17 protein-coding genes and 1 pseudogene are annotated in these 16451 nt (G+C 63.7%); 9 read left to right on the forward strand and 9 right to left on the reverse strand.

Annotated elements, in window-relative coordinates; genetic code table 11:
- The first annotated feature begins 124 nt into the window (after positions 1 to 124).
- Together DTX69_RS07060 and DTX69_RS07065 are read left to right on the forward strand one after the other, a co-directional pair.
- Positions 125 to 1177 (forward strand): Bug family tripartite tricarboxylate transporter substrate binding protein, encoded by a 1053-nt coding sequence (locus DTX69_RS07060; RefSeq protein ID WP_162916815.1) that lies wholly within the window; start codon positions 125 to 127, stop codon positions 1175 to 1177.
- Between the two features lie 17 nt (positions 1178 to 1194).
- Positions 1195 to 3081, forward strand: a complete 1887-nt coding sequence (locus DTX69_RS07065; RefSeq protein ID WP_119300830.1) for a tripartite tricarboxylate transporter permease — start codon at positions 1195 to 1197, stop codon at positions 3079 to 3081.
- On the opposite strand, the gene DTX69_RS07070 is transcribed toward DTX69_RS07065, so the two are convergent.
- On the reverse strand, positions 3078 to 3779 hold the full coding sequence (locus DTX69_RS07070) for a class I SAM-dependent methyltransferase (RefSeq protein ID WP_162916817.1): 702 nt from the start codon (positions 3777 to 3779) through the stop codon (positions 3078 to 3080). The genes DTX69_RS07065 and DTX69_RS07070 overlap by 4 nt on opposite strands.
- Positions 3780 to 3969: 190 nt before the next feature.
- Between DTX69_RS07070 and DTX69_RS07075 the strand changes: the two genes are divergently transcribed.
- Genes DTX69_RS07075 through DTX69_RS07090 form a run of 4 tightly spaced genes read left to right on the forward strand, consistent with a single transcriptional unit; the run spans position 3970 to position 9155 of the window.
- Positions 3970 to 5223 carry a sarcosine oxidase subunit beta family protein gene (locus DTX69_RS07075; protein WP_119300832.1) on the forward strand — a complete coding sequence of 418 codons (1254 nt, stop codon included), beginning with the start codon at positions 3970 to 3972 and terminating at the stop codon, positions 5221 to 5223.
- A gap of 11 nt (positions 5224 to 5234) precedes the next feature.
- Positions 5235 to 5528 carry a sarcosine oxidase subunit delta gene (locus DTX69_RS07080; protein ID WP_119300833.1) on the forward strand — a complete coding sequence of 98 codons (294 nt, stop codon included), beginning with the start codon at positions 5235 to 5237 and terminating at the stop codon, positions 5526 to 5528.
- Positions 5525 to 8551 (forward strand): sarcosine oxidase subunit alpha, encoded by a 3027-nt coding sequence (locus DTX69_RS07085; RefSeq protein WP_119300834.1) that lies wholly within the window; start codon positions 5525 to 5527, stop codon positions 8549 to 8551. Before DTX69_RS07080 ends, DTX69_RS07085 begins: the two co-directional genes overlap by 4 nt.
- Positions 8544 to 9155: a sarcosine oxidase subunit gamma gene (locus DTX69_RS07090; protein WP_119300835.1), complete on the forward strand. Its 612-nt coding sequence runs from the start codon at positions 8544 to 8546 to the stop codon at positions 9153 to 9155. The genes DTX69_RS07085 and DTX69_RS07090 overlap by 8 nt, the downstream gene beginning before the upstream one ends.
- Before the next feature lie 26 nt (positions 9156 to 9181).
- On the opposite strand, the gene DTX69_RS30010 is transcribed toward DTX69_RS07090, so the two are convergent.
- The 4 genes from DTX69_RS30010 to DTX69_RS07105 form a co-directional block, all read right to left on the reverse strand.
- A complete protein-coding gene (locus tag DTX69_RS30010) occupies positions 9182 to 9448 on the reverse strand; it encodes a sulfotransferase (protein ID WP_284735609.1) in 267 nt (88 codons plus the stop codon).
- Positions 9345 to 9734 (reverse strand): sulfotransferase, encoded by a 390-nt coding sequence (locus DTX69_RS30965; RefSeq protein ID WP_407643975.1) that lies wholly within the window; start codon positions 9732 to 9734, stop codon positions 9345 to 9347. Before DTX69_RS30965 ends, DTX69_RS30010 begins: the two co-directional genes overlap by 104 nt.
- A gap of 134 nt (positions 9735 to 9868) precedes the next feature.
- On the reverse strand, positions 9869 to 10213 hold the full coding sequence (locus DTX69_RS07100; protein ID WP_119300836.1) for a VHL beta domain-containing protein: 345 nt from the start codon (positions 10211 to 10213) through the stop codon (positions 9869 to 9871).
- 37 nt (positions 10214 to 10250) lie between these two features.
- Positions 10251 to 10679: an Rrf2 family transcriptional regulator gene (locus DTX69_RS07105; RefSeq protein WP_119300837.1), complete on the reverse strand. Its 429-nt coding sequence runs from the start codon at positions 10677 to 10679 to the stop codon at positions 10251 to 10253.
- Positions 10680 to 10833: 154 nt separating this feature from the next.
- On the opposite strand from DTX69_RS07105, the gene DTX69_RS07110 reads away from it, so the two are divergent.
- Complete coding sequence (locus DTX69_RS07110; protein WP_119300838.1) at positions 10834 to 11733, forward strand: DMT family transporter; 900 nt, start codon at positions 10834 to 10836, stop codon at positions 11731 to 11733.
- A 90-nt stretch (positions 11734 to 11823) separates the two neighbouring features.
- On the opposite strand, the gene can is transcribed toward DTX69_RS07110, so the two are convergent.
- Positions 11824 to 12483, reverse strand: coding sequence for a carbonate dehydratase (gene can / locus DTX69_RS07115; protein ID WP_119300839.1), 660 nt, complete (start codon positions 12481 to 12483; stop codon positions 11824 to 11826).
- A 65-nt stretch (positions 12484 to 12548) separates the two neighbouring features.
- Here can and DTX69_RS07120 point away from each other — a divergent pair, with 65 nt between their 5' ends.
- Positions 12549 to 13109, forward strand: a complete 561-nt coding sequence (locus DTX69_RS07120) for a septation protein A (protein WP_119300840.1) — start codon at positions 12549 to 12551, stop codon at positions 13107 to 13109.
- On the opposite strand, the pseudogene DTX69_RS07125 reads toward DTX69_RS07120, so the two are convergent.
- Positions 13090 to 13619: pseudogene (locus tag DTX69_RS07125) on the reverse strand (L,D-transpeptidase family protein). The gene DTX69_RS07120 and the pseudogene DTX69_RS07125 sit on opposite strands and share 20 nt — an antisense overlap.
- Positions 13620 to 13746: 127 nt before the next feature.
- Between DTX69_RS07125 and DTX69_RS07130 the strand changes: the two are divergent.
- Positions 13747 to 14289, forward strand: a complete 543-nt coding sequence (locus tag DTX69_RS07130) for a PAS domain-containing protein (protein WP_284735610.1) — start codon at positions 13747 to 13749, stop codon at positions 14287 to 14289.
- On the opposite strand, the gene glpK is transcribed toward DTX69_RS07130, so the two are convergent.
- Both glpK and upp read right to left on the reverse strand, forming a co-directional pair.
- Positions 14286 to 15767, reverse strand: a complete 1482-nt coding sequence (gene glpK / locus DTX69_RS07135) for a glycerol kinase GlpK (protein WP_119300842.1) — start codon at positions 15765 to 15767, stop codon at positions 14286 to 14288. The genes DTX69_RS07130 and glpK overlap by 4 nt on opposite strands.
- Positions 15768 to 15774: 7 nt before the next feature.
- The gene (upp, locus tag DTX69_RS07140) at positions 15775 to 16428 is read right to left on the reverse strand and encodes a uracil phosphoribosyltransferase (protein ID WP_119300843.1); all 654 of its coding nucleotides are present in this window, start codon (positions 16426 to 16428) and stop codon (positions 15775 to 15777) included.
- Between the last annotated feature and the right edge of the window lie 23 nt (positions 16429 to 16451).

Raw genomic sequence — 16451 nt, forward strand, 5'->3', positions numbered from 1 at the left:
CTCTCCAAACGTGCTATCGTATTTCGCGTGTGGGGGTTAAGCGACATCAACTGAAAGAAACTGATCGCTTGTGGCGGGCATGTCGCGCTGCGCGGTCGTCCATCGCTGCTGCTTTGGGGGAACGATGATCTGGAAGATATGCAGAAATCTTGGCGTGACGTCGGTGCTTGCCATCGCCATGCTCCACGGCCAGCAGAGCCACGCCGCAAGCGCACTCGACGGTGCGACGGTTCGCGTCATCATCGCACACAAGGCCGGGAACACGACCGACACTATGGCGAGGCTCTTTGCCAAGGCGCTTGAGAAGCACCTGCCCGAAACCTCGATCAATGTGCAGAACCTGGACGGCAATGGCGGAACCCTCGCCATGAATGAGATCCATGCCGCGCAAGGTTCGCTGGTTACGATCGGCTTCGTGAACAGCAGCGTGGTCTTTACCCAGGTCACCCAGGGCGAGGCGATGCCCTACGGGCTTAAGGAATTCCATTGGATCGGTGCGCTCGCCAGCTCCCAGCGCGTGCTGGTCGTCAGGAAGGATGTAATCGATCGAGCCGATCCCGCGAAGCTCCCGGGGAAGCCGCTGGTAAGTCTGGCAATGAGCGCGAGCGCGCATAATTACATTGATGGCCTGCTGCTCAACAGCATGACCAACCTGCGCCTCAAAATGGTTCCCGGCTTCAAGACCGATCAGCAGAATGCCATGCTGCTGGCGGGCGATGCCGATGCCGGGATCGGGACCTACGAGAACTATCGCGAATTCATCGAGGCGGGAGACCTGGTCCCCATCCTCAAGTTCGGCACTGTCGGCTATCCCGACGAACTGAAGACTCTGCCCACGCTGGCCGAAATCGCGTTGCCGACCGCGTCCGGGGATGTGATCTCGCTTGCCACACAACTGAGCGATATGGGGCGGTTCGTCGTGGCGGCACCGCACACAACCCCGGCGCAGCGGGAAGCTCTGGTCGTTGCTTTCAATGAGGTCGTCGCCGATCCTGGCTATCTGCGCGCTTTGAAGGACGCGAATTTCATCGCAACGCCGGAAGATTCTGCGAAAGTCACCAGGTTCATGAACGATCTTCTGGGAAACCATGCGGTGGTTGCGAAGCTGAGGGCGGCGATCGAGTGCGGGCAGCAGATCAGCGACGGCGTCGTGCAATCCTGCGATCTGGCGATGTGACAGCCCTCTGCGTCTGAATGCTGGACGGCACGCTGTTGGCGTACTTGTCGGCGCTGTTCTTTGGCACGGCGCTCGGCTTCGTCTGTGGGCTCATTCCGGGGCTCGGAAGCCGCGTCGGCCTGATCCTCGCAATCCCGCTGTGCGGTTTCTGGGATCCCTATCCGGCTGCCGTCTTCCTGATCGCCATGCACGCGGTGGTCCACACTTCCTCCTCCATTCCCACGATTGCGTTTGCACTGCCGACCTCCGGCGCCGACGCCGCGACTGTGCTCGACGGTTATCCCCTCGCGAGGATGGGCCGTGCCGGCGAGGCGTTAGGTGCAAGCCTCAGCGCCTCGGCCATCGGCGGCGTGCTGGGTGCATTCGCTTTCATATTGGCAGTGCCGATCGCGCGGCCAATCGTCTCAAGCTTCGGACCGCCTGAGTTCCTGCTCCTGTCGTTGATGGGCATTTCCCTCATCAGCGCCGTCTCGCGCGAAGGCATGCTACATGGATTGGTCGTGGCCGCGATCGGCGTCTTGTGCGCCATGGTTGGGCTCAGCATCCGCACCGGCGAGCCGCGCCTGGCCTTTGGCCTGCCCGGATTGTGGGACGGGCTGGATCTGCCGGCCCTCGTCGCGGGTCTGTTCATCATTCCCGAAATGCTGACGCCGAGCCGCTTCCTCGATGAAGCCGCCGCGCGGTCAGCGAAGCTGACCACCATTTCGGAGGTCCTGAAGGGCATGGTTGTTGCGCTGAGGTACCGCGCGATCCTGTTGCGCAGCAGCCTCTACGGCATCGCGATCGGCCTGATGCCGGGCCTGGGTGCTTCGATCTCCGTGTGGCTGTCCTATGGCTATGCCGCTCGCACGGCAAGGTCGGAGATTCCCTTCGGCGAGGGCGCCATCGCGGGCGTCGTCGCGCCGGAAGCCGCCAACAATTCCAAGGAAGGCGGCGCGATGATTCCGACCCTGTTCTTCGGAATACCGGGCAGCTCCAGCATGGCAATCATGATGGCGGCGCTTGCGCTGGCGGGCGTCGCGGTCGGCCCACGCATGCTCGGCCAAGATATCGCCCTCACCTATCTGCTCGGTGGCGCTGTCGTCGCTTCCAACCTCATCGCCATCCCGCTGTTCTTCGTGGTCGTGCCGTGGATCGTGCGGTTCTCAGCCGTGCGCCGGGAGATGATTGCTCCGTTCGCGATCGTCATTGGAGTGACGGCGTCCCTGATCCATGAGCCCAGCCTGATAACCCATGCACAGTTGCTGGTTGCGACCGCGCTTGGGCTCGTCCTCAGATGGGCAAACTGGCCGCGTGCACCGTTCATCCTGGGATTCGTGGTCGGTGACCTGCTGGAGACCTCCTCTTACCAGACGGCCGTCATCTGGGGTTGGTCGGCCGCGGCCCGGCCGATGACCATCGTGCTCGCCTTCATCCTGGTCGGCTGGGTCTCCTACCTGCTGGCGCGGCGCAAGAAGTCGCGGGCTGTGCCGGCCGAGCATCCCGACAGGCGCGGCGCCATCCTGCCGATCGCCTTCTTTGCCATCGCTTCTCTTGCGATGCTTGATGGCAACCCAACTGACCGCATGCCCGTGCTCGCCATCTCTGCCGTGGGCATCGCGCTCGCGGCCGTGATCCTGCTCACGCCGCGCCGCCATGTCCAGCAGAGGCTTGACCATGGCAGCCTGCGCCACGCCTGGCTGGTTGGTGCATTCCTGATGGCAAATCCGCTTCTTGGCCTGACGGCGTCGTCCGCCATTTTCCTGACGCTCTTGCTGCATGTCCAAAGGATGCGGACAGTCCACATCGTACCGGCGGTCCTCCTCTTCATCGGACTGCAGCTAGTACTGCTGACCCTCGTGCTCGATATCGGCATCGAACGGGACATACTTGGCCGTGGCGTGTGGTGGATGCTCGGGCGCTAGCCCTGTTTCAGCAGCGCCAGGAACCGGTGCCGCGGTCCGCTTTGCTCGACTGGCTCCAACGATGAGACGACCTGCAGCCCCACCTCCTGGAACAGATTCAAAATCGGGCCGGCTGACTCGTATTCGGCCAGATAGCAAGACTCGGTCATGACATCTCCAGCCATCAGCCGGTGAGAGAACAGGATCATGCCCTCGGGTTTCAGCCATCGCCGTAATGCAAGCATGACGGCCCGATGCGCCGAGCGAGGCAGGAACCGCAACAGGCTGTGCACGAGAATGATGTCCGCTGGAAAAGCAGCGTCCGGTGCACCGACCTCCACTTGGCTGGTCTCGACATTGAGGCCGTGTCGCCGTGCGAAGGCTTCGCACAGGACAAGCGGTGTCCTGCAACGGTCCAGCACCGTAAATCGGACCTTAGCCAAATCCGGCATGGCCTCGGCGCAGGTCGCCAGCAGGTTCGTGTCCCCGACGCCTGCGATCACGATGTCAACGGCCCCATGGGAGGCCTGGCCGAGACAGGTTCGAAGCAACTGTATGGTCTCCGTCCGGTCCAGGGCATCGGGCGAGCCTGCCTTTAGTCGCCGGCGGGCCCGCGCCAGGTGATAGCCCATGCAGCCAGAGCAATGAGCCGGCGCCAGGGCTTCGACCAGCCGGAGATTGGCCGCCAGATCTTCCGGAAAGCGAGCGGTGGTTTCCAAGGAACAGGTCATCCCGCAATCATGCCAACCGGCCCGGTCCCTGTCAGGGCTTTGATGGCCTAAGTCATTGTCCCATCAGCACTTGACCGTGGGGCGTTCCGACGACAATACATGGCGCTCGGCCAAAGGACGGGGGTGGCTGGCTCCGCCATCCTCGCGGCCGATTCCAAGGTCGCCCGGGTAAGTCTTGATGAAACAGCATTATTCGATCTTCACGCTGGCGCGGAACGCGGTCAGCTACCATGAGAAGTGGACCGAAGCCTGGCGCAGCCCGGACCCCAAGCCGTCCTACGACGTGGTGATTGTCGGCGGCGGCGGCCATGGCCTCGCGACGGCCTACTACCTCGCCAAGGAGCACGGGATCACCAATGTCGCGGTGATCGAGAAGGGCTGGCTCGGCGGCGGCAATACGGGCCGCAACACGACCATCGTGCGGTCCAACTACCTGTGGGACGAATCCGCGCACCTCTACGAGCATGCGCTGAAGCTATGGGAGGGTCTGTCGCAGGACCTGAACTACAACGTCATGTTCAGCCAGCGCGGCCTGCTCTCCACCGCGCACACCGTCCACGACATGCAGGCGCTGCGGCGCCGCGTCTATGCGATCCAGCTCAACGGCATCGATTCCGAGATCCTGACCCGCGAACAGGTGGCGGAATACTGCCCGATCCTCGATTGCTCGCCCACCGCGCGCTATCCGGTGTTCGGCGCCAGCCTGCAGCGCCGCGGCGGCGTCGCGCGCCATGACGCGGTCGCCTGGGGCTACGCCCGCGGGGCCGACGCCCGCGGTGTCGACATCATCCAGAACTGCGAAGTGACCGGCTTCAAAATTGAAAATGGCAAGATCACCGGCCTGGAGACCACGCGTGGCTCTATCGGCGCCAAGAAAGTCGGCGTCGTGGTCGCCGGCCATTGCGGTGTGCTCGCCGGGATGGCGGGCTTCCGCCTGCCGATCGAAAGCCATCCGCTGCAAGCCATGGTGTCGGAACCGATCAAGCCGGTGCTCGATTGCGTTGTCATGTCCGGCCAGGTGCACGTCTATGTCAGCCAGTCGGACAAGGGCGAACTGGTGTTCGGCGCCGGCATCGACAGCTTCAACTCGTACTCGCAATACGGCAGTCCGCCGGTGGTCGAGAACATGCTGAACGCGTTGACGGAATTGTTCCCGATCTTCAGCCGCCTGCGCTTCCTGCGCCAATGGGGCGGCATCGTGGACACCTGCCCGGACGCGAGCCCCATCATCGGCAAGACTCCGGTCGAGAACCTGTTCTTCAATTGCGGCTGGGGGACCGGCGGCTTCAAGGCGACGCCGGGCTCCGGCCATGTCTTCGCGCACACCATCGCGACCGGCGAGCCGCACAAGCTCGCGGCACCCTTCGCGCTGGAGCGCTTCACCACCGGCTATCTGATCGACGAGCACGGCGCCGCCGGCGTCGCTCACTGAGAGGCAAACGCATGTTGCTGATCCCCTGCCCCTACTGCGGAAAGCGCGACGAGCACGAATTCACCTACGCGCGCGAGGGCCACATCGCCCGCCCGACCAATGGCGAGCAGCTGACCGACGCGGAATGGGCGCAGTATCTCTTCATGCGCAAGAACCCGAAGGGCGTGCACTACGAACGTTGGATGCATGCCAAGGGCTGCCGCCGCTACTTCAACGTGGCGCGCGATACCGTGACGCACGAGATATACGCGGTCTATGAAATGGGCCAGCCTGCTCCGGTCATCGAGCGGGAGAATGGCCGATGACTCAGGTGAACCGCCTGCCGCATGGCGGCCGCGTCGACAGCAGCAAGCCACTGCGCTTCGTGTTCGACGGCAGGCCGTACGAGGGCTATCAGGGCGACACGCTCGCCTCCGCGCTGCTCGCGAACGGCGTCGTGCTGGTCGGCCGCAGTTTCAAGTATCACCGCCCGCGCGGCATCCTCTCCGCCGGTGCGGAAGAACCGAATGCGCTGATCCAGCTCGGCCAAGGCAATCGCTCAGAGCCGAATCTCCGCGCCACGCAGATCGAGCTCTATGAAGGCCTAGTGGCCGAGAGCCAGAATCGCTGGCCCAGCCTCACCACCGACGTCGGCGCGGTGAACAGCCTGTTCCACCGCATCTTCCCGTCGGGCTTCTACTACAAGACCTTCATGTGGCCGAAGACTTTCTGGATGAAGTACGAGCATTTCATCCGCCGCATGGCCGGCCTCGGCAAATGCCCGACCGAACCCGACCCGGACCGCTACGACAAGCTCCACGCCCATGCCGATGCGCTGATCGTAGGCGCAGGTCCCGCAGGCCTGGCCGCCGCGCTCGCTGCCGGTCGTGCCGGTGCGCGTGTGATCCTGGTGGACGAGCAGCAGGAGATGGGCGGCTCCCTCCTCTCCGATCGCCAGGCCGTGATCGACGGCGTGTCGGCGGCGCAGTGGGTCGCCAATGCACTGGCTGAGTTGCGTGCGATGCCGGAAGTCACCCTGCTGCCCCGCACCGTCGCGTTCGGCTACTACGACCACAATCTGGTCAGCCTGATGGAGCGGGTGACGGATCACCTGCCCCCGACTTCGCCAGAAGCCCTGAACCAGCCGCGCCAGCGTTTGTGGCGCGTGCGGGCCAAGGACGTGATCCTGGCGACCGGCGCGATCGAGCGGCCGATGGTCTATATCGACAACGACCGGCCGGGATGCATGCTCGCTTCCGCCGCGCAGACCTATGTCAATCGCTACGGCGCAGCGCCCGGCAAGCGCGCGGTGATCATGACCAACAACGACACTGCCTATCAGGTCGCGCTCGATCTGGTGGATGCCGGCGTCTCCGTCGCAGCAATCGTCGACGCGCGCGAGAACGCGGAAGGCGAACTGGTCGCGACTGCGCGTGCCCGCGGCATCGAGGTCCTCGGCAATCACGCGATCACACGCGTCGGAGGCAAGCTCGCGGTGCGCGAGGTCGAGGTGCGGCGCCTGACTGGCGACGGCAAGAGCGTCAGCAGCGATGGCCGCACGATCACCTGCGACATGGTGCTCTCGTCCGGCGGCTGGCAGCCGACCGTGCATCTGTTCTCCCAGGCGCGCGGTAAGCTGAAATGGAACCAGGACATCCTGGCGTTCGTGCCCGACAAGCTGCTGCCCGGCCAGAACAACCACTCGGTCGGCGCGGCGCGCGGCGCCTTTGCGCTGACGGACTGCTTGGTCGACGGTTTCGCCGCGGGCACCGCGGCCGCCCATGCCGCCGGTCACACCGAGCCGGCCGGCAGCACGCCGGTCGCCGGTGCAGAGCCGGCGCACAGTCCAATGCGCGAGATGTGGGTCATGCCGTCAGGGAAACCGCTCGGCCATGACGGCAAGCATTTCGTCGACTACCAGAACGATGTGACCGCTGCTGACGTGGCGCTGGCGCATCGCGAAGGCTATCGCTCGGTCGAGCATCTGAAGCGCTACACCACGATGGGCATGGCGACCGACCAGGGCAAGACCAGCAACATCAACGCGCTGGCCTTGATGGCCGATCTGCGCGGCGTCGCCATTCCGGAAGTCGGCACCACTACCTTCCGCCCGCCCTACACGCCGGTCACCATCGGCGCCTTCGCCGGTATCGACAAGGGCGATTTCCTCGACCCGATCCGCAAGACGCCGCTCCATTCCTGGCACGAGCAGCATGGCGCGCCGTTCGAGACGGTCGGTCAGTGGCACCGCGCCTGGTATTATCCGAAGCCCGGCGAGACCATGCACGACGCGGTCAACCGCGAAGTGAAAGCAGTGCGCACCTCGGTCGGCATCGTCGATGCCTCGACTCTCGGCAAGATCGATATCCAAGGTCCGGACGCCGCCTGGTTCCTGAACATGGTCTACACCAACGCCTGGTCGAAGCTGGAGCCCGGCCGGTGCCGCTACGGCCTGATGCTGGGCGAGGATGGCATGGTGATGGATGACGGCGTCACCAGCCGCATCGCCGAGAACCATTTCCACATGACAACCACGACCGGCGGCGCGGCGCGCGTGATGGCCTGGCTCGAAGACTGGCTGCAATGCGAGTGGACGGACAAGAAGGTCTATCTCACCAGCGTGACCGAGCAATGGGCCGTCATCGGCATCAGCGGCCCGATGTCGCGCAAGCTCCTGTCGGAAGTGGCACCTGACCTGCCGCTCGATGACCAGAGCTTCCCGCATCTCTCCTTCCGCGATGGCGTGGTCGCAGGCGTCAAGTGCCGGATCTTCCGCATCACTTTCACCGGCGAAGCGACCTACGAGCTCAATATGGCGCCGTCCTACGCCATGCATGTGTGGCGCGCCTTGATGCAGGCGGGCGAGAAATACGGCATCACGCCCTACGGCACCGAGGCCATGCACGTGTTGCGCGCCGAGAAGGGCTTCATCATTGTCGGGCAGGAGACCGACGGCACCACCACGCCACAGGATCTCGGCATGGACTGGATCGTCAGCAAGCAGAAGCCGGACTTCCTCGGCAAGCGCTCGCTGCAGCGTTCCGATACCAAGCGCCCGGACCGCAAGCATCTGATCGGCCTGTTGACCGAGGACCCGAACGAAGTGCTGCCGGAAGGCGCGCAGATCGTCGCGGAGCTCAAGGACAAGCCGCCGATGGAGATGATCGGCCATGTGACGTCGAGCTACTACAGCCCGAACTGCGGGCGTTCCATCGCGATGGCGCTGGTGAAGAACGGCCGCAACCGCATGGGCGAGACGCTCTACATGCCCTACGACGGAAAGGTCGTGAAGGCCAAGGTAACCGAGCCCAAGTTCTACGATCCGGAAGGAGCGCGCATCAATGGTTGAGACCTATCAGCGCCGCAGCGCCCTTGCCCACCTCGGCCTCGTCGCCCGCGCCGCCAGCAGCAGCACGGCCGGCGCCGGCGTGATCATGTCCGAAGTCCCGCACCGCACGATCGTGAATGTCCGCGGCACGGCCTCTGACGTGGCATTCTCCTCCGCGGTCCAGACGGCCACCGGCCTTGCGCTGCCAAGCGCGGCAAACACTGTTTCCAATGGAGGCGTCTGGCAGATCGTCTGGCTCGGTCCCAACGAATGGTGGATCACCGGCCCGGACGGCGAAGCGGAATCGCTGATCGAGGCTCTGCGCGCAAACTTCGCCGGCCAGCACGCCATCGCCTGCGATGTATCCGAATCCCGCGCCATCATCGCGCTCAAGGGAGCGAAAGCACGCGACGTCCTCATGCGCGGCGTCAGCCTCGATCTGCACCCCCGCGCATTCCGCGTCGGCCAATGCGCGCAGACGGGCCTCTCCCGCGCCAACGTGCTGCTGCACCTGGTCGACGACACGCCGACCTTCGAGATTTATGTGCTGAAGAGCTTCTCGGACTATCTTTGGCAATGGCTGGAGAAGGTGGCCGCCGACTTCAATCTAGCGGTCGAGGCTTAGAGCGGATTCGATCTCGGCAACTAGCGTCACTTCTTGCCGGACACCAGGTCCCAAAACTCGGCGCGATCGTTGGTGCGTGGAAAGGGGGCAGCCGGCACAGGTGCACCAAGGAACGCGCAAAGAGGGCCCCAGCCGTCCTTCACTTGATAGACGAGCAGTCGCTGCGCGGGGATTGCTGATTTGACCGCCTCATTGTGGGCAGCAAACGCCCGCATCAGACCTGCCACATCGAGACCGCCAGGAAATCCCGTCTTTGCAAGAACGCTGACCCCCATCTCCAGCCAAGCCTGCATTTCCGTGGGAGCCCCATCCCTTTGGGCCATCAATTTGTAGATCGTCTCCGAAAAAACTCTGGGCCCAGCTTTCGGCGCTGCGATGAGTCAAAATGAACTTCGCCGAAGGATATGCCGCGCTCAACTCGCGATAAAAGCCCGCGGTTGGCCAATCGACGGCGCTTTCGTAGCCCTTGTAGATCGTGTCCCAGTCCGGGTGCCCCTTCGCGGCAGCAATCCAAAGCGGTACCTGCACGGACATATCGTGCAACACTTCTTCCATGTGATGACAAGGACCCAGCCCCATTGATTGAGTGCGAGCTTGAGTGAATAGGTCCCCGTTCGACCGACCCCTGCACCGATGACCTTGAGTGGCATGATGTCTCCTTCCGCCGGCCTGACCACGGATACACGCCGACAAGCGTGAGCGTTGCAATTCCCTCAGTGGACTACGACGATCGATGATTCTGCGATCGGCTGGAAGATGCCGACGCAGATCTTTGCCGTGGTCTTGGTGACGACCCAGGGATTGTTGACATAGGTCTGTTGGAAGAAGCTGTCGCCCGGCCGGATCTCTGCGCCAAAGATCCGCCTACCGTGAAAATCGATCCAGTAGGTCCGGATCGGCACCGGGCTCTGGTTGAAGAAGACCACCTCCGTCGCGGTCACCTGATCGATCGAGCGAAGCTGTCTTTCCTGCGCGCACCCGACATCCTGCAGTTCGCTCTCGGCCTGCGCACTGCCGGCAAGAGCCGCCAGAATGACCGCCAATACTACTCGCCGCATCTCGTTGGTTCCCCCGCCGAAAGAGCCAGACTCTGATCTACCCTGCCAGCTGCGTCACCACTTCCTGCGAGCGCAGCAGGTCGCCCAGCGTCGTGCGCTTCAGGCTTTGCACCATCGCGGTCTCTGCCTGGCCCAGGACGCGATCAAGCAGCGGCCCGACGGCACGGCCGATCGGGCAATTGGGATTGGCGTTCTCGTGCCGCGCGAACAGAGGCGCATCCTCGACTGCGCGATAGATCTCATCGAGCCCGATGCGTTCCACCGGCTTCGCCAGCACGAAGCCGCCGGTGGCCCCGGCGCGCGAATCCACGATGCCGGCCGCACGCAGTTCGCCCATCAAGCGTCGGATCAGGACGGGATTGGTGCCGACCGATCCAGCAATGTAGTCGGACGAGGTCGGCCTGCCTGCCTTGGCGGCGAGCAGGACCAGCGTGTGGATCGCAACGGCAAAGCGACTGTTTTGCATCGGTGACGGTCAGGCCTTGGTGTATGGGGACAATGGTGTCACCCATGCACCGCCGATTATGAGGCCAGCCCGGGCGGCTTTCCAGTGTCGACTTGCCGCCGTTCGGGCGATCCGCCAGGATAGGTCTCCATTCATTAACCCTGATTCCTGACCCGTGGCCCCTCCCGCGATCGTCAACACACCGATCAAGCCGCTGCTGGCGTTCGCCCTGATGGGAACGGCGGTGCTGTGCTTCTCGCTGGTCGACGCAACGGCCAAGTGGCTGACCCAGGGGTACGATCCGTGGGTGATCGTCTCCGTCAGCCGCGTCGTGCCGATCGCGGTGGCGATGACCCTCGCCTTTCGGGAGACCGGCAACGCACTCAACTTCTACACCGCTTTCCCAAAAATACAGATCCTGCGGGCCGCCCTTACCATTCCGATGATCTGGTGCTTTTTCACCGGGCTGAAGCTGATGCCCCTGGCAGAGGCCATCACCATCGCGTTCGCGGCGCCGCTTTTCATCACCATGCTCTCGCGCCCGATCCTGGGCGAGAAGATCGGCCGCCGCCGCTGGAGCGCCGTCGCAATTGGCTTTGCCGGCATACTGGTGGCGCTGCGACCGGGCTTCGGCGGCCTCGGCATCGGGCCGATCCTCGTCATCATCTCGGCCTTCGCCTACGCGCTCTCCATGGTGCTGCTGCGGCGCTTTGCGGGCCAGGAGCCGACGCGCAATATCCTCTTCTACAGCGCCATCGGCGCCTTCCTGGTCGGCGGCGTGAACGCCGTCCCCGTGTGGGTCGAGCCCAGCGCCGTCGACTGGGGGCTGTTGCTGCTGGTCGGCGTGTGGGGCGTGTTCGGCAGCTACGCCGTGATCCGCGCCTATCGCCTGGGCGAGGCTTCGATGCTGGCGCCGCTGGAATACACTGCGCTCATCTGGTCGATCATCTTCGATCTCTGGCTCTTCAGCCTGACGCCAGTACTGGCTGTTCTATTGGGCGCTGCCATCGTCATCGCCTCGAACGTCTACATCGCCCACCGCGAGCACGCGCTGTCAAAGACCGCGGCGCAATAACACGGTTCTCGACAATGCCTCGGCATCGTCATGGTCGTGCTTGGCACACGGCTGTCCGGCATAAAAAATGGACAGTAGAGGCTGAGCGCTTCAGAACCCGATCTCCCTCGTGACGCCTGGCAGGTGATAGATCGGCTCCAGCGACTGGGCGTTCTCGATCGTGAAGCCGAGATCCTTCAGCAGACCGTCTGCGAGCGAGTAGATCCAGCCGTGCACGGCGAGCTCGCGCCCCTCGCGCCAGGCGTTCTGTACGATACTGGTATGGCAGATGTTCAGCACCTGCTGGCGCACGTTGATCTCGCATAGCAGGTTCAGCCGCTCTTCCGGATCAGGCTCCGAATCCAGCGCCTCCCTGTTGGCGGCGTAGACGTCTTTGATCTTGCGCAGCCAGTTGTCGATCAGGCCGTACTCCTGCCGCTCTATCGCCGCACGCACGCCGCCGCAGCCGTAGTGACCGCACACGATCACGTGCCGGACCTTCAGCACATTGATGGCGAATTCCAGTACCGACATCAGATTGATGTCGATATTGTGCACCAGGTTGGCGATATTCCTGTGGACGAACAGCTCGCCGGGCGCCATGCCCATCAGCTCGTTGGCCGGCACCCGCGCGTCCGAGCACCCGACCCAGAGATAATCCGGCGTCTGCTGCCGCACCAGCCGGGTAAAAAAGTCCGGGTCCCGGTCCGTCATGGACTTGGCCCAGGCGCGGTTCCGCTCGAACAAGCGCTTCAGTCCGGGATCTTCCATACGGTTCTCCTTCCTGGCGGCTCAGCCGCCTTGCCTCTCCTGCTGCCAACCGTTATGGGAGAAGCATGAAAGACACGCAATATCCCTGGATCAAGCACCTGGTCGATTGGGGGCCGCTGATCGCCTTCTTCGTCACCTTCAAGATCGGCGGGTTGATGCAGGCCACGGCGGTCCTGATCGTGGTGACGGGCGTTCTGACCGGCCTGGGCTATTTCCTGACCCGGAAGATCCAGCCCATGCCGCTCGTCACGCTCGTCGTGGTGGGAATCTTCGGCGGCCTCACCCTCTGGCTGCAGGACGAGACCTTCATCAAGATGAAGCCGACGATCATTCTCGGGCTGTTTGCGGCGGCCCTGGTCGGCGGGCTCGCGATCGGCAAGCCGCCATTGAAATTCCTGATGGGCTCGGCGTTGGAGCTGGACGAGGCAGGCTGGCGCAAGCTCACGCTCCGATTCGCGCTGTTCTTCGCCGCCACCGCCGTGCTCAACGAGATCATCTGGCGCACGCAGTCGACCGATCTCTGGGTTGATTTCAAGGTATTCGGGATCCTGGTGCTGAATGTTCTGTTCATGCTGACGCAGATTCCGCTGATCAAGCGTCACCAGCTCAACTCGCCGGCGGAATAGGCGCTACAGCCTGATCTCGACCCGGCGTGCCGTCGGCAACCAGGCGCCAGATCTCCTCGATCTCCGATTTCGTCACGGCGATGCAGCCACGCGTCCAGTCACCGGGCGGCTGGCCCGGCAGGAGCCACCAGTTCGGCGCCCCATGGACGAAGATATCTCCGCCCGTCGAGACGCCGCGTGCCGCTGCGGCCATACGGTCCGAAGCATCGGGATAGGATCTCTTGAGGGACAGATGGAAGGCGCTCGGAGGGTTGCGCCCTTGATGAGGTATTTGCCTTCGGGCGTCCTGCCGTCTCCCTCCCGCTGCTTGTGGCCCTCCGGTGCGGAGCCGAGGGCGATCTTGTAGCTGCGGATCACGCACTTGCCGGATAGCAAGTCCATGCGCCGTTGCGATTTTTCCGCGACGATCAGGTCGACCTCGCCCTCCGCCACGGCTGCGCCCGGCGGTGACGAGGACCGCGAAGAGGATGCTCCGTAGGTAGCGAATATCCTTTGCTCCGCTCTGTTCATTTACTCCTGATTGCAGGGATAAAGGTGGCAGAACCACGGCAATCCTAATCCATTTTGGGGAATGGACGGGTTCGGCCGCGGCCACTACAGTCTTTCCGGCTCAGCCGTCATTGTGGAGCTCGACCGGATGCGCAATGCCATCACCTGGGTCGACGAGACGGACATTACGGACCGTCTGATCGGTCAGGGCGAAGTTACGTCGGTTATGGTCCAGCGAATGGGCGCCTATCTCAAGCGGAAGCGTGGCGAGCGCGCGATGCCGTCACGCGCCGACATCGATCCCACGCAAATCCGCGAGTTCCTGCCCTATGTCGTCCTGGTCGATATCGAGCGCGATCCGCTGCGCGTCTATTACCGGCTGGTCGGCACGCGCATCGCGGAATTCTACGGCGAGTTCACAGGCACCTGGATGCATGATCGCCCGATCAGCGATAAATATCGCCAGATTGCCGAGAACATCTACCGCACGCTGATCGAGACCAAGGCCCCGGTCTATGGCGTCACGGAGATGCGCACGCGCTCCGACGCGATGGTCTCTTACGAGTGGGGCTATTTCCCGCTGTCGAGCGACGGGATCAACGTCACCGGCGGGCTGGAGATCGAATCGCCCGAACGCCGCGTGATCGGCGTGGCCCCCGACCTCGCCGATACCTTCGCGCGGCGCGGCTAGCTCGGGCTTTGCACCCGTTTCACCGCTGCGCGCCAGCCGGCGTAAAGCTGCTCGCGCTGCTCGTCCTTCATCATGGGCCGGAACACGCGGTCGCTCTGCCAATTGCCCGCCACTTCGTCCGTGGATGAGAAGAGCCCCGTGCCGAGCCCGGCGCACATCGCCGCCCCCAGCGCCGTCGTCTCCGTCACCACCGGCCGCTCGACCGGTACGTTCAGGATGTCGGCTAGAAACTGCATGACCCAGTCATTGCGCACCATGCCGCCATCGACGCGCAGCTTGCTCGCGATCGATCCGGCGTCGGCGGCCATCGCCTCCATCAGGTCGCGGGTCTGATAGCACACGGCTTCCAAGGCCGATCGCACGATCTCCGCAATGCCGGTGTCACGCGTCAGCCCCAGGATCGCGCCGCGGGCGGCCGGATCCCAGTATGGCGCGCCGAGGCCGGTGAAGGCCGGCACCAGATAGACGCCATTGGTTCCTGCGACGGAGCGCGCGAGAGCTTCCGTGTCGCCCGCCTGCTGGATCAGCTTCAAGCCGTCGCGCAGCCATTGCACGGCGGCACCGGCGACGAAGATGCTGCCTTCATTGGCATAGACGAGATCGCCTTTGATCTTGTAGCCGACGGTAGTCAGCAACCGGTTCTTCGAAGCTACGGCCTTGTTGCCGGTGTTGAGCAATGCAAAGCAGCCGGTGCCGTAGGTGCTTTTTATCATGCCCGGCTGGAAGCAGGCCTGCCCGATCAGCGCAGCCTGCTGGTCGCCGGCGATGCCTGCGATCGGCAGAGCAACGCCGATCGACTCCGTCGTACTGGTGCCGAACTCGTCGGCGCATTCTAGCACCTTCGGCAGCATGCTCTTCGGCACATTGAAGAGCTGCAGCAGCTCTTCGTCCCAATCCATCGTGTGGATGTTGAACAGCATTGTGCGGCATGCGTTGGTGACATCGGTCGCATGCACCTTGCCGCCGGTCAGGCGCCATAGCACGAAGCTGTCGATGGTGCCCATCGCGAGCTCACCGCGCTCGGCCGCTTCCTGGGCGCCGGGCACATTGTCCAGGAACCAGCGCACCTTGGTGGAAGAGAAATACGAGTCGATCAGCAGGCCGGTCTTGGCCTGGATCTTCGGCTCCCATCCATCATCGATCAGTTTGCGGCAGAGCGGCGCGCCACGGCGGTCCTGCCAGACGATGGCATTGTGGATCGGCTTGCCGGTCTTGCGGTCCCAGACGATCGTTGTCTCGCGCTGGTTGGTGATGCCGATCGCGCGCACCGTTCCCGCGGATCGCTTCGCCATGACGTCGCGGCAGACTTGCTGCACCGCGCGCCAGATCTCTTCGCCGTCGTGCTCCACCCAGCCGGGCTGCGGAAAGATCTGCGGCAGCTCCCTCTGCGCCGTGCCCTGCTGTTCGCCTTTCAGGTCGAACAGGATCGCGCGGGTCGAGGTCGTGCCCTGATCGATCGAGAGAATGAAATCCGGCATGGTCCCCTCACTTCGTGCCGAACAGGCGATCGCCCGCATCGCCCAGGCCCGGCACGATGTAGGCATTCTCGTTCAAGTGCGAATCCAGCGCCGCGGCATACACGGGAATCTTCGGGTGCGCCTTGTGGAACACGCGCACGCCCTCCGGCGCCGCCACCAGCACCATCATGCGGATGTGGTCGTCGCTGACGCCGCGCTTGTTGAGCGTGTCTGCCGCCGCGGCGGCGGAATGGCCGGTCGCCAGCATCGGATCGACCAGGATGAAGATGCGGCCCTCGGGGTCCGGCAGCTTCACGAAATACTCGACCGGCTGCTTGGTGACGTGATCACGATAGAGGCCGATGTGACCGACCCGCGCCGGCGGGATCAACTCGATCAATCCGTCAGCCATCCCGAGCCCGGCGCGCAGGATCGGCACCACGGCGATCTTCTTGCCCAGCAAGGTCGGCGCGTCCATCTTGGTAAGCGGCGTCTCGATCGGCGTCGTCGTCATGGGCAGGCTGCGCGTGATCTCGTAGCCCATGAGCAGCGAGATCTCCTTGAGCAGCTGCCGGAACAGGATGGTGGGCGAGTTCTTGTCGCGCATCATGCTGAGCTTGTGCTGGATCAGCGGGTGATCCATCACGAACAGCTGCGGAAATTCCGGATAGGTCGTCGGCATCGTGCGCCCCTGTCGGTGATTTT

Origin of the sequence: Dongia deserti (assembly GCF_003574735.1) — a bacterium.
Classification (GTDB): domain Bacteria; phylum Pseudomonadota; class Alphaproteobacteria; order Dongiales; family Dongiaceae; genus Dongia_A; species Dongia_A deserti.

What these genes read in the sequence shown, in the direction of transcription:
- DTX69_RS07060 (WP_162916815.1), top strand. Translation starts at nt 125, where the DNA reads ATGATCTGGAAGATATGCAGAAATCTTGGCGTGACGTCGGTGCTTGCC.
- DTX69_RS07065 (WP_119300830.1), top strand. Translation starts at nt 1,195, where the DNA reads ATGCTGGACGGCACGCTGTTGGCGTACTTGTCGGCGCTGTTCTTTGGC.
- DTX69_RS07075 (WP_119300832.1), top strand. Translation starts at nt 3,970, where the DNA reads ATGAAACAGCATTATTCGATCTTCACGCTGGCGCGGAACGCGGTCAGC.
- DTX69_RS07080 (WP_119300833.1), top strand. Translation starts at nt 5,235, where the DNA reads ATGTTGCTGATCCCCTGCCCCTACTGCGGAAAGCGCGACGAGCACGAA.
- DTX69_RS07085 (WP_119300834.1), top strand. Translation starts at nt 5,525, where the DNA reads ATGACTCAGGTGAACCGCCTGCCGCATGGCGGCCGCGTCGACAGCAGC.
- DTX69_RS07090 (WP_119300835.1), top strand. Translation starts at nt 8,544, where the DNA reads ATGGTTGAGACCTATCAGCGCCGCAGCGCCCTTGCCCACCTCGGCCTC.
- DTX69_RS30010 (WP_284735609.1), bottom strand. Translation starts at nt 9,448, where the DNA reads ATGCAGGCTTGGCTGGAGATGGGGGTCAGCGTTCTTGCAAAGACGGGA.
- DTX69_RS30965 (WP_407643975.1), bottom strand. Translation starts at nt 9,734, where the DNA reads ATGGGGCTGGGTCCTTGTCATCACATGGAAGAAGTGTTGCACGATATG.
- DTX69_RS07100 (WP_119300836.1), bottom strand. Translation starts at nt 10,213, where the DNA reads ATGCGGCGAGTAGTATTGGCGGTCATTCTGGCGGCTCTTGCCGGCAGT.
- DTX69_RS07105 (WP_119300837.1), bottom strand. Translation starts at nt 10,679, where the DNA reads ATGCAAAACAGTCGCTTTGCCGTTGCGATCCACACGCTGGTCCTGCTC.
- can (WP_119300839.1), bottom strand. Translation starts at nt 12,483, where the DNA reads ATGGAAGATCCCGGACTGAAGCGCTTGTTCGAGCGGAACCGCGCCTGG.
- DTX69_RS07120 (WP_119300840.1), top strand. Translation starts at nt 12,549, where the DNA reads ATGAAAGACACGCAATATCCCTGGATCAAGCACCTGGTCGATTGGGGG.
- DTX69_RS07130 (WP_284735610.1), top strand. Translation starts at nt 13,747, where the DNA reads ATGCGCAATGCCATCACCTGGGTCGACGAGACGGACATTACGGACCGT.
- glpK (WP_119300842.1), bottom strand. Translation starts at nt 15,767, where the DNA reads ATGCCGGATTTCATTCTCTCGATCGATCAGGGCACGACCTCGACCCGC.
- upp (WP_119300843.1), bottom strand. Translation starts at nt 16,428, where the DNA reads ATGCCGACGACCTATCCGGAATTTCCGCAGCTGTTCGTGATGGATCAC.